Consider the following 13,215-nt stretch of genomic DNA (forward strand, 5'->3'; position numbering starts at 1 on the left):
TGAGAGCAGCCGATGCCAGCTTTCAAGAGACAAGGGCGACGATACGGTGCCACGGCGGACCACCGGCCGAGAGCAGTATCAGCCTGGAGAAGAGGAGCAGTTCGTCAGAACGCTACATCGTAGATGAACCAGCCGACGATCAACAGGCTGGTCACGATACAAAGTCGATCACCAAAGATGTCGATACGGGACATCATCTATCCTTCCTCTCCATAACGGTCTTCGCCGTTCTTCAGAAAGGATAAACCATCCGTACGGAAAAAGGAATAGCCGACCTGCGATGAAAGTAGGTGGAAATCCGCCGAACTGCCCGCCGACTCAGCGACCTAGGCCAAACCGCGATGTTTGAGGAAGGAGCGCGTGGCCTCTTCAGGCCCGCGATAGGCCTCCTGGAATTCCGCGCTCCAATATTTCAGGTCCTCAAGGTCGATGCGCGCGCCCGAGACGGCGCAAACCACGAACTGGCCAGCCCGCACGATCTCATAATGCGGTGTGTCATAGCGCAGCACCGCAAGTCCTTGAATTTCCGCCATCAGTGCCCGGTCAGGATGCGGTCAACGAGTTGCTTCACCGTCGGCACGAACCCGTTCGAGTAGAAGGGGTCCTGCTTGAACTTATAGGCGCCATGGCCGGCGAACAGCAGATTCTTGTCGAGGTCGCCACCATGCACTGCTTCCTGAAGCGACTTCTGGATGCAGAAGCTGCGCGGATCGGCGAGCCGGCCGGTCGAGTTGGTTTCGCTGTCCATCCAGCTGGAGAATGCACACTGGCTGAGGCAGCCCATGCAGTCGGTCTGGTCCTTCTTGATCTCCGCCCGTTCTTCCTCGGTCACGAACACCAGCGTGTTGTCCGGCGTCTTGAGCGCGGAGGCAAAGCCCTGCCCCACCCATTCGCGGGCGCGCAGCAGGTCGTTGCGGGTCACCCAGAAATTCTTGCCCTTCACGCCTGCGTCAAGTTGATGCGTGTGATCGCCCGCCTGCTCGGTGCTGAAGGCGATCTGCCGTTCGGATCGCGCTTCCAGTTGGCGCAGGAAAGGATTGCGAACAGCCGAACTGTAGAAGCCCGTCGGCGAGAAGCGGTGGAGCAGCACGTCACCCGGCTCCAGCTGCGTCAGGCGCTCCTTCCACTCCTGCGGAATGGGGCTTTCCTGCGTCAGCAGCGGACGGGTGCCGAACTGAAAGGCGATGGCGCCCAGTTCCGGATTGTCGATCCAGTCGTTCCAGTCCTTCAGATGCCAGACGCCGCCGGCCATTACGATCGGCACATCGTCGGAAATGCCGCCTTCGCGCATGGTCGCGCGCAGGTCGCGAACGCGCGGATAGGGGTCCTGCGGCACTTTGGGGTCTTCGGCGTTGGAGAGGCCATTATGCCCCCCCGCCAGCCACGGGTCTTCATAAACCACGGCTGCCAGCCATTCCGATGCCTTGGAATAAGCCCGCTTCCACAGCGCGCGGAAGGCCCGGCCGGAACTGACGATCGGCAGATAGCTGACACCGTAGGATGCCGCGATTTCCGAGAGCTTGTAGGGCATGCCAGCGCCGCAGGTCACGCCCGCAACCATGCCCCTGGTCTTTTCAAGGACGCCATGCAGCACGCGCTGAGCGCCGCCCATTTCCCACAGCACGTTGATGTTGATCGCGCCCTTGCCGCCCGCGATTTCGAACGCGCGCTTCACCTGCTCGACCGCGCCGTCGATGGCATAGGCGATCAGTTCCTCATGCCGGTCGCGCCGGGTGCGGCCATGATAGATCTGGGGAATGATGTTGCCGAAGCTGTCATAGCTGTCGGCGTTCACCGCCGAAACGGTGCCGATGCCGCCCGCCGCCGCCCAGGCGCCGGAACTCGCATGGTTGGACACCGCAACGCCCTTGCCGCCCTCGACCAGAGGCCAGACTTCCCGGCCGCCGTAGATGATGGGCTTCAGACCCTTGAACAACGCAATCTCCCGCGCAAAAGCTCTTAGCCCCCCGCCACATAAAAGCCGCGCTATAGCAGCTTTGCGGTCGGAAGACGAATATTGGCGCGCGCCCTACCGCAAAATATGGGGGCTGGATAGTGCCTGACCGTAAAGCGCTGAATAGGCGGCAACCATCGCCTCTTCGGTGAAGTCGCGCCGGGCGCGGTGGCGATTGGCCTCCCCCAGTCGATTGCGCAACGCAGGATCGGCCGCCAAAGCGCCGAGGGCGTCCGCCAGAGCCGGCTCATCCGGTACGACGAAGGGACGGTTTTCCGGGGCCACCATCGTGGCCACATCCCCCACGTCGGTGGAGGCGATCGGCAGGCCCGCTGCCATCGCCTCCACCAGCGAAATGGGAAATTGCTCGCTGTCGGACGACAGGGCGAAAATGTCGAACAGGCCGATAAACCGCCACGGTTCGCTAAGGAAGCCAACCATGCAAATGTCGTCGAGCCCATTCGCCTGGGCTTCGGCGAAGATGGCGTTGCGCTCCGGCCCCTCGCCCACCACCACCAGTTGCAGCCGGTCACGATGAGCCGCGACGGCACGGACCAGACGGGGGATGTTCTTGACCGGGCGCAGTCCGGCCAATGTACCGACCACCAGCTTCCCCGGCGTGCGACCAAGGCCCGGAATTGCATCGCTGGCGGGGGTCTCTGCATAGCGCGCGGTGTCGATGCCGTTGCGGATCAGATGCACCTTGCTGGCCGGCTGCCGCCAGGTCTTGCGCGCGAGATGTTCCAGTTGGATCGAGGGAACGACCAAGGCCTCCACCCGCCGCAATGCGAGACGCCGATAGAGGTTGCGTCGGGCCTTCAGCCCGTTCGCCTCATCGGCGTTGAAGCCGTCTTCATGGTGGATCAGCGGCGGCAGCCGGAGCGATTTCTGATGCAGGCGATGCGCCATCACGGCGTCCATCGCGCCCCAATTATAGCTGAGGATCAGGTCGAAGCCGGAGAGGAACTGCGCAATGGCCTTGTAGCGGCCAAGCGCAGGCTTCCCCGCCATCGGCGGCGGATCGGGGAACTCGACTTCGATTGCCGGATCGATAGCATCCCGCGCGCTCATCAACTGCGGCGCGGCGCTGACGATGCTGTGATGCGCGCGCTTGCCCCACAGGTTCATCAGCCTGACGGCGCGTGCTTCCTTGCCGCCCAATGAAAAGCTGCCATGAACATGAAGCAGCCGGGGCGGCCGGCGATCCGCTTCAGCCATTGAGAACCCGGGCGAGCAGCCGATCGATCGCGGCTACGGACTCCGGCTCGTCCAGCACCGGGGGGTGGCCGACATCGGCAATGGTGGCGAGCTCGGCAGTCTCCCCGATCTCCTGCACCATGCGCCGGGCCGTGGCATCGCTCAGCAGGTCGGAGCGTTCGCCGCGCAGGATCAGCGTGGGGATGCCGCAAAAGGCCTGCATCACCGGCCACATGTCCACAACCGCCTCGCCGCCCGCAACGCGCAACGGCTCAGCGATCCGCATGTCATAGTCGAGAACCACTCGCCCCGCGCTGTTCAGGCGATAAAGGCGCTTGGCCATGGCCAGCCACTGCTCAAGGTCATAGCGAGGGTAGATGTCGCTGTTCGCCTCCTCGAGAGCGCGGGCGGCATGAACCCAACTGGGGTGCGACTGACCGTTGCCGACATAGGTGCGGATGCGCGCCAGCCCCGCCTCTTCCAGCGTCGGCCCGACATCGTTCAGCAGCGCGCCCGCCAGCCATTCACGATGGGTCGCAGCCATCAGCATGGTGATGAGGCCGCCCAGCGACGTGCCGATGGCGACGAAGCGGGGAACGGCCAGGTCCGCAAGCAATCGGCTGATGTCCTGCAGATAGGTGAGCGGGACATAGGTCATCGGGTCCTTGGCCTGCGCGCTTTCAGCGCGGCCGCGCATATCGGGGCAAATCAGCCGCCATTCCCTGGCGAGACGCTCGGCCAGCGGCTCGAAGTCGCGGGCATTGCGGGTCAGCCCCGGCAGGCAGAGCAGCGGCGGACGGTCATTCCCTCCCCCGGCATAGTCGCGATAATGAAGGCGCAACCCGTCGGGCGACCACCAATATCCGTCGGTGTAACTGCTCAATCCGCTTGATCCTTCCACCCTGCCCCCCACATATCGCCGCATGCGCTCTCCCCTGCAACCCGCCAAATTCAGCCCCGCCAATGATATCCTGGCCTTACAGCCTGATTTTGCCGATCCGGTGACAGCGGCGGATTTTCCACAGACGATCCTGCGCTTCCGCAACGACCGCTGGGCGACAACGGTCGGACTCGAAGGGCTGAGCGACGACGATTGGCTGCGGCATTTCGGGCGGTTTGCGCCGCTCGACGGCTCCCTGCCACAGCCTTTGGCGCTGCGTTACCACGGGCACCAGTTCCGCGTTTACAATCCCGACATCGGCGACGGGCGCGGCTTTCTCTACGCCCAATTGCGCGACGGCGCGGGGCGGCTGCTCGACCTTGGGACCAAGGGGTCGGGGCAGACGCCCTATAGCCGCTTCGGCGATGGACGGCTGACGCTGAAGGGCGGCGTGCGCGAGATATTGGCGACGGAAATGCTCGAAGCACTGGGCGTCAACACGTCCAAGACCTTCTCGATCATCGAAACCGGCGAAGCGCTGGCGCGCAATGACGAGCCGTCGCCTACCCGCGCTGCCGTCATGGTGCGGCTCAGCCATTCGCACATCCGCATCGGATCGTTCCAGCGTGCCGCCTATTTCGATGACAAGGCCCTGCTGGAGCGGCTCACCGATTATGCGCTGACGAAACTCTATAAGGAGACACCAGGCGAAAACCCGCCCGCGCAACTGCTAGGGCGCGTCGTGGAGCGGGCCGCCGATCTGGCCGCGAGCTATATGGTCGCCGGCTTCGTGCACGGCGTGCTCAACAGCGACAATATCAACGTGACAGGCGAGAGTTTCGACTATGGCCCCTGGCGCTTCACGCCACTGTGGGAGCCGGCCTTCACCGCAGCCTATTTCGATCATGCGGGCCTCTACGCCTTCGGCCGGCAGGCGGAGGCGATCCATTGGGACGTCGCGCAACTGGCAGTTTCGCTTCGCCCGATCGTTGAGGCCGAGCCGCTGATCCAGCAGTTGGAGCGGTTTCCGCAGTTGTACGGAAAGGCGATGGTCCGGCGCTTCTGCTGGCGGCTTGGCGTCAAGCCCACGGGCGACGCCTCGCCCATGATCGAGGCAGCAGTGCGCGGCTTGGCGGCGAGCGAGACGCAGATCGACCGCTTCTTCCAGGATTGGCGGGGTGGCGACCCACGCGCTTGCTCGGATTATGCGGGAGAAGCATGGGCGCCCTTCCGGGACGCGATCAGCGACTTTGAGGAAAGCCAAGTGAAGGATCATCCTTATTGGTCAGACGCTTCGCCCTGCTCCATGCACATCGATGAGGTGGAGGCGATCTGGAGCGCAATCGACAAGGACGATGAATGGGCGCCGCTGCATGCGAAAGTGGCCGCGATCCGGCGCATGGGGGATGCACTCGGCGATGCCCCGCCCCTTCCCTAACGCGCAAACATCCGCCATATCCAAACCATGTCCGCACAGCTGACTTCCACGGAACCTGCCACTGGCGCTCTCTTGTGGCAGGGGACTGCCAGCGACGTGGAGGCGGAGGTCGCCCGCGCCTGCGCCGCATGGCCGCGATGGGCGGCTCAGCCGATCGCTTACCGCATTGAAACGCTGCGCCGCTTCGTCAACGTCGTCCGCGCGAACGAGGAAGCGCTGGCCGACCTGATCGCGCGCGAAACCGGCAAGCCGCTGTGGGACGCGCGAACCGAAGTTACCGCGGTGATGAACAAGGTCGACATATCCGTGTCAGCCTATTCGGAGCGGACCGGACAGCGGCGACTTGAAGCGGCGATGGGCGCGCGGCAATCCGTCCGGCATAAGCCGCATGGCGTGATGGCGGTGCTTGGCCCCTATAATTTTCCGGCGCATCTGCCCAACGGCCACATCGTTCCTGCCCTGCTCGCGGGCAATGCGGTGCTGTTCAAGCCGTCCGAAAAGACGCCGGCGGTGGGCGAGATGCTGGTGCGCTTCTATCATGAAGCAGGCGTTCCGGAGGACGTCATCAGGCTGGTGTTGGGCGGACCGGAGGAGGGCAAGGCGCTGGCCGCCCATCCCGATGTCCGCGGCGTGCTGTTCACAGGATCGGCGCAGACCGGGATCGCGATCAACCGCCAGTTCGCGGCCAATCCGGGAAAAATATTGGCTCTGGAGATGGGCGGGAATAATCCCGTCGTCGCTTGGGACACCGCCGATATGGCGAGCGCGGCGGCGCTGATTGTGCAATCGGCTTTCCTGTCGAGCGGCCAGCGCTGCACGGCGGCGAGCCGGCTGATCGTGAAGGAAAGCCTGGCCGACACACTGATCGCCGAGGTCAAGAAGCTCGCCGACCGGCTGATCGTGGGTCATCCCCATGCCGATCCGGTTCCCTATATGGGACCGGTGATCGACAATCAGGCGGCGGACCAGCTGACCGAAAGCTTCCTTTACCTGATGAGCAACGGCGGCAAGCCGATCAAGCATATGGTCCGCACGACGAAGGGGCTGCCGTTCCTGACCCCGGCGATCATCGACGTGACCGGCATGGCCGAGCGGCCGGACATAGAGCTGTTCGGACCCTTGTTGCAGGTGGTGCGCGTGCCCGATTTCGAAGCCGCCATTCGGGAAGCGAACAACACGCGCTATGGCTTGTCCGCAGCGCTGGTGGGCGGAACGCCGGATCAATATAACCAGTTTTGGGCCAATATCCGCGCCGGGATCGTCAACTGGAACCGGCCAACGATCGGCGCCTCCTCCTCCGCACCCTTCGGCGGCGTGGGGATTTCGGGGAACCACCGCCCCAGCGCCTATTATGCGGCCGATTATTGCGCTTACCCGGTCGCTTCCGCGGAGATGGAGCAGCCGCGCGCGACGATCGGCGTCGGCTTGAAGGACGTCGACACCAGCCGCATGGGTGATTGAAGCGCGCTTTTAGTCACACGGATCAGCGCCGTTCGGGCCTGCCCCTTCCGCCCCAAATTTTCCTACGGCCCGGCAAAAGCATTCTGAATTGAAACTGCTCGCCCTTTTCGCCATCTGGCCGGCATGGCTGAAAAAATCCCTGCTACCGTCTACCTCGTCGGCGCGGGTCCGGGCGATCCGGAACTGCTGACGCTGCGCGCCGCCCGGCTGATCGGCGAAGCACAGGTGATCGTGCATGATGGCCTTGTTTCGGCAGAGATTTTGGCGCTGGCTTCCCCCGAGGCGGAACTGATTTCCGTCGCCAAGCAGCGCAGCCGCCATTCGGTGCCGCAGGACGGGATCAACGCGCTGCTGGTCGATCTTGCGCTGACGGGCCGGATCGTGGTGCGGCTGAAGGGCGGCGATCCGTTCATCTTCGGCCGTGGCGGCGAGGAAATGGAGGCCTGCCGCGCCGCGGGCGTGCCGGTGGAGATAGTACCCGGCGTCAGTGCGGCCGTCGGCTGCGCAGCGCAGGCGCAACTGCCCCTGACGCATCGCGATGCGGCGAGCGCGGTCAGCTTCGTCGCGGGGCAATGCAAGGGGCTGACCGATCAGGACTGGTCAGGCCTCGCGGGCAAGGGCCGAACGCTCGTTATCTACATGGGCGTTGCTACCGCGAATGATATCGCCGACAAGCTGATCGCCGATGGCGTGTCGCCGGCCATTCCTGTCGCCGTGCTGGAAAATGGCACCCGCGCCGACATGCGCACGTTGCGCACCTTGCTTGCCGATCTGGGCAATATGGTCGCGCGGGAGGGAGTTAAAAGTCCGGCCCTTATTGTGGTCGGCGAAGTCGCGGCCTATGCGCTCGCGCAGGATGTGCTGGCTGCATTGCCTGCACAAGGGAATATTGGGGCGGAGATGCATTCGTGAAGATTTTGACCGGCAATGACCTCGGCACCGGGGACGTGATCTGGTGGGCGGGCGACGGTTGGTCGCGGCATGTCGGGGAGTCTGTCGACGTCGGCCAGAAGGGCGAAGAACTCGCCCGTTCGGAGGAAGCCGCTCTGCGCGTCGTCGGCGCCTATGTGATCGATGCGACGGTGACCGATGAAGGCGTGCGGCCCGCACATATCAAGGACCGCATCCGCGCGTTCGGCCCGACCGTGCGCCCCGACCTGACGCTGAAACCGAATGACGCCGATGCCGGCAATTGGGTGATCTGACCATGTATCGTTATGACAGCTATGACCAGTCCATCGTCGACGCGCGCGTCGAGGAATTTCGCGATCAGGTGCAGCGCCGCCTGAGCGGGCAACTGACCGAGGATCAGTTCAAGCCGCTGCGCCTGATGAACGGCCTCTATCTGCAGCTGCACGCTTATATGCTGCGCGTCGCCATTCCCTATGGCACGCTCTCGGGCAGGCAGATGCGCAAGCTGGGCGAGATCGCGCGCAAATATGACAAGGGCTACGGCCACTTCACCACGCGCACGAACCTTCAGTATAACTGGATCAAGCTGGCCGACGCGCCGGACATTCTGGCTGAACTGGCGACGGTCGAGATGCATGCCATCCAGACCAGCGGCAACTGCATCCGCAATATCTCTTCAGATCAATATGCGGGCGTTGCGGCGGATGAAGTGACCGATCCCCGCCCCTGGGCCGAACTGCTGCGCCAGTGGTCGACCTTCCATCCCGAATTCACCTATCTGCCGCGCAAGTTCAAGATTTGCGTGATCGCGGCTGAGGAGGATCGCGCGGCGATGCGGCTGCACGATATCGGCCTCAAGCTGGTATCGCGCGACGGCAAGATCGGCGCGGAAGTCTATGCCGGTGGCGGCATGGGCCGCACCCCCATGGTTGCGCCTCTTATCAATGACTTCGTACCTGAAGATGAGATCGTATCTTATCTGGAGGCGTGCCTGCGCGTCTATAATCGCTATGGCCGGCGCGACAACAAATATAAGGCGCGGATCAAGATCCTGGTCCACGAACTGGGCGTTGAGGAATATAAGCGCCAGGTTGAGGAAGAATATGCGCATATGCGCATACTGGGCCTCAATCCGCCTACCGAGGAACTGGATCGCATCCGCCCCTTCTTCGCAGGTCCCGCATATGAAAGCGGCCTGTCGGATGAGATCGATCGCACCGATCCGGCGTTCGCGCTGTGGGCCGATCGTCAGGTCGCCGCGCATCGGCAGCCCGGCTATGCCATCGTCAACATCAGCCTGAAGCCGCGCGGCGGCATTCCCGGCGACGCCTCGGCCGAGCAGATCGAATTGGCGGCTGATCTGGCGGAGCGCTACAGTTTCGACGAACTGCGCGTCACCCATGCGCAGAATCTCGTCCTGCCGCATGTGAAGAAGGCTGATCTGTACGCGATCTGGCAGAAGCTGGACGAAGCGGGCCTGGCGGAAGCCAATCTGGACCTCATTACCGACATCATCGCTTGCCCCGGCCTTGATTATTGCAGCCTTGCCAACGCACGGTCGATCCCGCTCGCACAAAAATTGTCTGAACGGTTCGGCACGGCGGAGCGGCAGGCGGACCTAGGCGAACTCAAGATCAAGATTTCCGGCTGCATCAATGCCTGCGGCCATCATCATGCCGGTCATATCGGCGTGCTGGGCGTCGACCGTAAGGGCGTGGAGAATTTCCAGCTCTCGCTCGGTGGCTCGGGCGCGGAGGATGCCTCGCTCGGTCAGATCACCGGACCGGGCTTTTCCGAGGATGGCGTGGTTGATGCGATCGAAAAGGTCACCGACATTTACCTCACGCAGCGAGAGGAAGGCGAGCGCTTCCTCGATACCTACCGCCGCATCGGCATGAAGCCCTTCAAGGAGGCGATCTATGGTTGAGTTCCTGTCTTTCCGCGACGGCGAAGCCGCGCAGGAACCGGCCGTAACCGTCGAATCCTTCACTGGTCAGTCCAACTCGACCGCAGTGCGGATCGAGGCAGGCGAGGATGCGCGCGAATTGCTGCCCTATCTCGACCGCCTGTCGCTGGTGGAGGTGAACTTCCCCGCTTATGGCGACGGACGCGGCTATTCGGCGGCGCGCATTTTACGCGAGGCCGGCTATGTTGGCGAATTGCGCGCGGTGGGTGATGTTCTTGTCGATCAACTGTCGGCCATGCGCCGCTGCGGCTTCGACAGCTTCCGGCCCGACAAGGCGCTGGACGACGCTGCGGTTGAGCGTGCCCTGAACCGCTATGCCGATGTCTATCAGAAGACTGTGGATGGCCGCAGCCCGGTTTGGGCAAAGCGGCATCCGGAGAAAATAAATGGCTGAACCTGCCCGCCAACTCGATGTGATCGATGCCCGCCCTGCCTTCACCCAGGCGGACGCGGATGCACTCAACGCGCGCTTCGAGGGCATCGACGCTTTGACGATGCTGAAGACGGTCTTTGCGGAGGGCTTGGAGGGGAATGTCGCCGTCGTGTCCTCGTTCGGCACAGAAAGCGCCGTGCTGCTCGATCTCGTTGCGAAGGCGGACCGGACAGTGCCGGTGATCTTCGTCGACACGCTGAAGATGTTTGCGGAGACGCTCGGTTATCGGGAAACGCTGATCAACACGCTCGGCTTCACCGACAGTCGCGCGGTGGTGCCCAATGCGGACGTGCTGGCGAAGAAGGATGAGACGGGCCTGCGCTGGTCTTACGATCCCGACGGCTGCTGCGAAATCCGCAAGGTGGAGCCGATGGCACGCGCGAAGCAGGGGCTGGACGCGTGGATTTCGGGGCGGAAGGCTTTTCAATCCGTGACGCGCCAGAACCTGCCGCGCTTCGAGATCGAGGATGGCCGCCTGAAGATCAATCCGCTGGGCGACTGGACCAAGGACGATCTGGAAGCCTATTTCGAGGCGCATGATCTCCCGCGGCACCCGCTGGAGGCGCAGGGCTATTTGTCGATCGGGTGTGAACCGTGCACGTCCAAGGTGCTGCCGGGTGAAGACCCGCGCGCGGGCCGTTGGCGGGGCTGGGACAAGGTCGAATGCGGCATCCATTCCCCTGTTTCCCCGCTTCCCGAACCTGCGGTCGATCCGGAAGACCCGGCCAACCAGCCGGTTTTCTGAAGGCTTTAGCGCCTTCCGCGATCCTTCTCCCTTGATGGGAGAAGGATACGGAGCCTTGCTCGCGCAGCGAGTTAGGCGAAGTTGGTTGAGGGTGCGTGCCCCTTGGGCCAGCGTTACCCCTCACCCCCTCACCCTTCCGCCGCGCCTCGCGCGGCTCCCTCCCTCGCCCACTGAGGGGGAAGAATAGTTTATGGTGACGCCGGGCATCTTCCGGGCGTAGGATCGCTGCGTCTGCATCCTGCTGCGAACAAAGGGGAATATGATGGCGGTCGAACTGAGGATCCTTGCCTGGAGCTGTGTGCTGCTGCTCGTTCACATTTTCGCCGCCGCGCACCTCAAGACCAAGCAATATGGCACCAAATGGAATATGGGCGCGCGGGACGAGAGCCTTCCGCCGCTTGACCCGGTGACGGGACGCTTCGTCCGTGCCCAGGCCAATTTCCTCGAAACCTACCCTATCGCGATCATCACCCTGATCGGAGTGGTGATCGCCGGGCGGACCAGCGAATGGACCGCGATCGGCGGATGGCTATGGTTGGGCGCGCGCGCCGTTTATCTGCCGCTCTACGGCATTGGCGTGCCGGTCGTCCGCACCATCGCCTATCTGGTCAGCATGATCGGGCTGGCGCTGATATTTCAGGCTTTCGTCTGAAGAAGATCCCGCAGCATCGCCAGACAACGCTCTAGAAACAGAAGCTATTACTCATAATCGTCAAGGTAGCTGCCTTCCGCCAGATCGGAGAAGCGAGTGATCTTGGCGTCGAACTTCATCCGGATGCGGCCGGTCGAACCATGGCGCTGCTTGGCGACAATCACCTCGGCCAAGCCGTAGATGCGCTCCATCTCCTGCGCCCATTCGAGATGCTCGGCGCTCTCCTTGTTCCCCGGCTCCTTGGCGGCGACATAATAATCCTCGCGGAACACGAACCAGACCATGTCGGCGTCCTGCTCGATCGAGCCCGATTCACGAAGGTCGGAGAGCTGCGGCCGCTTGTCCTCACGCTGTTCGACGGCGCGGCTGAGCTGCGACAATGCCAGAACCGGGCAGTTAAGTTCCTTCGCCAAGGTCTTCAAACCACGCGAAATTTCCGAAATTTCATTGACGCGGTTGTCCCCTTTCCCGGTGCCTTGCAGCAGTTGGAGATAATCGACAACGACGAAGCCGATGTCGTGACGGCGCTTCAGCCTGCGGGCCCGCGTCCGCAGCGCAGCGATCGTCAGCCCGGGCGTGTCATCGATGAAGAGCGGCAATTCCTGCAACTCACGCGCCGCGCGGGAGAGATTCTGGAAATCGGCACGGCTGATCTTGCCCATGCGCAGCGCTTCGCCGCTGATGCCCGACTGCTCGGCGAGGACGCGGGTTGCCAACTGGTCGGCGGACATTTCCAGGCTGAAGAAAGCGGTCTTGGCCCCCATATTCTTTTCCGGCGGAATGCCGTCGGCATGGTCACGCAGCCAGCGTGAGGCGGCATTATAGGCGATGTTGGTGGCGAGCGACGTCTTGCCCATACCCGGACGACCCGCCAGGATCATGAGATCCGAATTATGCATGCCGCCGATCTTCTCGTTCAGGCTGTTGATGCCGGTGGTGATGCCCGAAACATGGCCGCCGCTGTTGAGCGCGCGCTCCGCCACCTGAACCGCCATCGTCGTCGCCGTGGCAAAGCTCTTGACCGAGCCGGTTTCGCCCTCGCCTTCAGAAACCTTGTAAAGAGCGACCTCTGCCTGCTCGATCTGCTCGCGCGGATTGACATCCTCACTGGTATCCAGCGCATTTTCAACCAGTTCGCGGCCGACATGAACAAGCTGCCGCAGCAGCGCGAGGTCGTAGATCTGGGTCGCGAAGTCACGCGCGCCCAGCAGCGCCGCACCGTTTCCGGTCAGTTGCGCCAGATAGCCGATGCCGCCCAGTTCCTTCAGCGCCGGGTCCTGCTCCATCATGGGCTTGAGCGTCACCGGATTCGCCACCATGTCACGCTCGACCAGGCGCATGATCGCTTCATAGACGCGGCCATGCAGAGGCTCGAAGAAATGCTCCGGCTTCAGCTTCAGTTGGACATCTTCGGCGATGCGGTTGTCGATCATCAGCGCGCCGAGCAGCGCCGCCTCCGCCTCGACATTGCGGGGAAGTTCGGGGATGCCAGCTTCTGCGGCAGGGTTGATTTGTACCAGTTCGACCATTGCCCCCTCATCGCTTCCGGTCCGCACCGGCGCAAGGCTCAAGGTTGA

13 protein-coding genes are annotated in these 13,215 nt (G+C 63.1%); 8 read left to right on the forward strand and 5 right to left on the reverse strand.

The annotated features are described in order from the left end of the window. Positions 1 to 326 precede the first annotated feature (326 nt). From L858_RS0108465 to L858_RS0108480, 4 genes are all read right to left on the reverse strand, one after another. Positions 327 to 533: a DUF2093 domain-containing protein gene (locus L858_RS0108465; RefSeq protein ID WP_022682717.1), complete on the reverse strand. Its 207-nt coding sequence runs from the start codon at positions 531 to 533 to the stop codon at positions 327 to 329. Then, positions 533 to 1,936, reverse strand: coding sequence for an NAD(P)H-dependent flavin oxidoreductase (locus L858_RS0108470; RefSeq protein ID WP_022682718.1), 1,404 nt, complete (start codon positions 1,934 to 1,936; stop codon positions 533 to 535). Before L858_RS0108470 ends, L858_RS0108465 begins: the two co-directional genes overlap by 1 nt. A gap of 93 nt (positions 1,937 to 2,029) precedes the next feature. Next, positions 2,030 to 3,172 (reverse strand): glycosyltransferase family 4 protein, encoded by a 1,143-nt coding sequence (locus L858_RS0108475; RefSeq protein ID WP_022682719.1) that lies wholly within the window; start codon positions 3,170 to 3,172, stop codon positions 2,030 to 2,032. Continuing rightward, the gene (locus L858_RS0108480; protein WP_022682720.1) at positions 3,165 to 4,034 is read right to left on the reverse strand and encodes an alpha/beta fold hydrolase; all 870 of its coding nucleotides are present in this window, start codon (positions 4,032 to 4,034) and stop codon (positions 3,165 to 3,167) included. Before L858_RS0108480 ends, L858_RS0108475 begins: the two co-directional genes overlap by 8 nt. 40 nt (positions 4,035 to 4,074) lie before the next feature. Between L858_RS0108480 and L858_RS0108485 the strand changes: the two genes are divergently transcribed. The 8 genes from L858_RS0108485 to L858_RS0108520 all read left to right on the forward strand — a co-directional run bounded on the left by L858_RS0108485 (position 4,075) and on the right by L858_RS0108520 (position 11,638). Beyond that, entirely contained in the window at positions 4,075 to 5,469 is a 1,395-nt protein-coding gene (locus tag L858_RS0108485) for a protein adenylyltransferase SelO family protein (RefSeq protein WP_022682721.1), read from the forward strand. Between the two features lie 27 nt (positions 5,470 to 5,496). Beyond that, positions 5,497 to 6,930: a succinylglutamate-semialdehyde dehydrogenase gene (gene astD, locus L858_RS0108490; RefSeq protein WP_022682722.1), complete on the forward strand. Its 1,434-nt coding sequence runs from the start codon at positions 5,497 to 5,499 to the stop codon at positions 6,928 to 6,930. A 123-nt stretch (positions 6,931 to 7,053) separates the two neighbouring features. Further along, positions 7,054 to 7,842: a uroporphyrinogen-III C-methyltransferase gene (gene cobA / locus L858_RS0108495; protein WP_022682723.1), complete on the forward strand. Its 789-nt coding sequence runs from the start codon at positions 7,054 to 7,056 to the stop codon at positions 7,840 to 7,842. Continuing rightward, complete coding sequence (locus tag L858_RS0108500; RefSeq protein ID WP_022682724.1) at positions 7,839 to 8,135, forward strand: DUF2849 domain-containing protein; 297 nt, start codon at positions 7,839 to 7,841, stop codon at positions 8,133 to 8,135. The genes cobA and L858_RS0108500 overlap by 4 nt, the downstream gene beginning before the upstream one ends. Positions 8,136 to 8,137: 2 nt before the next feature. Next, positions 8,138 to 9,769, forward strand: a complete 1,632-nt coding sequence (locus L858_RS0108505; protein WP_022682725.1) for a nitrite/sulfite reductase — start codon at positions 8,138 to 8,140, stop codon at positions 9,767 to 9,769. After that, on the forward strand, positions 9,762 to 10,202 hold the full coding sequence (locus tag L858_RS0108510) for a DUF934 domain-containing protein (RefSeq protein WP_022682726.1): 441 nt from the start codon (positions 9,762 to 9,764) through the stop codon (positions 10,200 to 10,202). The genes L858_RS0108505 and L858_RS0108510 overlap by 8 nt, the downstream gene beginning before the upstream one ends. Beyond that, the gene (locus tag L858_RS0108515) at positions 10,195 to 10,986 is read left to right on the forward strand and encodes a phosphoadenylyl-sulfate reductase (RefSeq protein WP_022682727.1); all 792 of its coding nucleotides are present in this window, start codon (positions 10,195 to 10,197) and stop codon (positions 10,984 to 10,986) included. Before L858_RS0108510 ends, L858_RS0108515 begins: the two co-directional genes overlap by 8 nt. Before the next feature lie 262 nt (positions 10,987 to 11,248). Continuing rightward, on the forward strand, positions 11,249 to 11,638 hold the full coding sequence (locus L858_RS0108520; protein WP_022682728.1) for an MAPEG family protein: 390 nt from the start codon (positions 11,249 to 11,251) through the stop codon (positions 11,636 to 11,638). 47 nt (positions 11,639 to 11,685) lie between these two features. Here the strand turns inward: L858_RS0108520 and L858_RS0108525 are convergent, their stop codons facing one another. Next, positions 11,686 to 13,167, reverse strand: a complete 1,482-nt coding sequence (locus L858_RS0108525) for a replicative DNA helicase (RefSeq protein ID WP_022682729.1) — start codon at positions 13,165 to 13,167, stop codon at positions 11,686 to 11,688. Between the last annotated feature and the right edge of the window lie 48 nt (positions 13,168 to 13,215).

It is taken from the genome of Sphingobium bisphenolivorans (assembly GCF_000412635.1).
GTDB classification, from domain to species: Bacteria; Pseudomonadota; Alphaproteobacteria; order Sphingomonadales; family Sphingomonadaceae; genus Sphingobium; species Sphingobium bisphenolivorans.

Bases quoted from the DNA above. Each gene is read 5' to 3' on its own strand.
- L858_RS0108520 (WP_022682728.1), top strand. From the start codon at position 11,249: ATGGCGGTCGAACTGAGGATCCTTGCCTGGAGCTGTGTGCTGCTGCTC.
- L858_RS0108505 (WP_022682725.1), top strand. From the start codon at position 8,138: ATGTATCGTTATGACAGCTATGACCAGTCCATCGTCGACGCGCGCGTC.
- astD (WP_022682722.1), top strand. From the start codon at position 5,497: ATGTCCGCACAGCTGACTTCCACGGAACCTGCCACTGGCGCTCTCTTG.
- L858_RS0108485 (WP_022682721.1), top strand. From the start codon at position 4,075: ATGCGCTCTCCCCTGCAACCCGCCAAATTCAGCCCCGCCAATGATATC.
- cobA (WP_022682723.1), top strand. From the start codon at position 7,054: ATGGCTGAAAAAATCCCTGCTACCGTCTACCTCGTCGGCGCGGGTCCG.
- L858_RS0108475 (WP_022682719.1), bottom strand. From the start codon at position 3,172: ATGGCTGAAGCGGATCGCCGGCCGCCCCGGCTGCTTCATGTTCATGGC.
- L858_RS0108525 (WP_022682729.1), bottom strand. From the start codon at position 13,167: ATGGTCGAACTGGTACAAATCAACCCTGCCGCAGAAGCTGGCATCCCC.
- L858_RS0108465 (WP_022682717.1), bottom strand. From the start codon at position 533: ATGGCGGAAATTCAAGGACTTGCGGTGCTGCGCTATGACACACCGCAT.
- L858_RS0108515 (WP_022682727.1), top strand. From the start codon at position 10,195: ATGGCTGAACCTGCCCGCCAACTCGATGTGATCGATGCCCGCCCTGCC.
- L858_RS0108510 (WP_022682726.1), top strand. From the start codon at position 9,762: ATGGTTGAGTTCCTGTCTTTCCGCGACGGCGAAGCCGCGCAGGAACCG.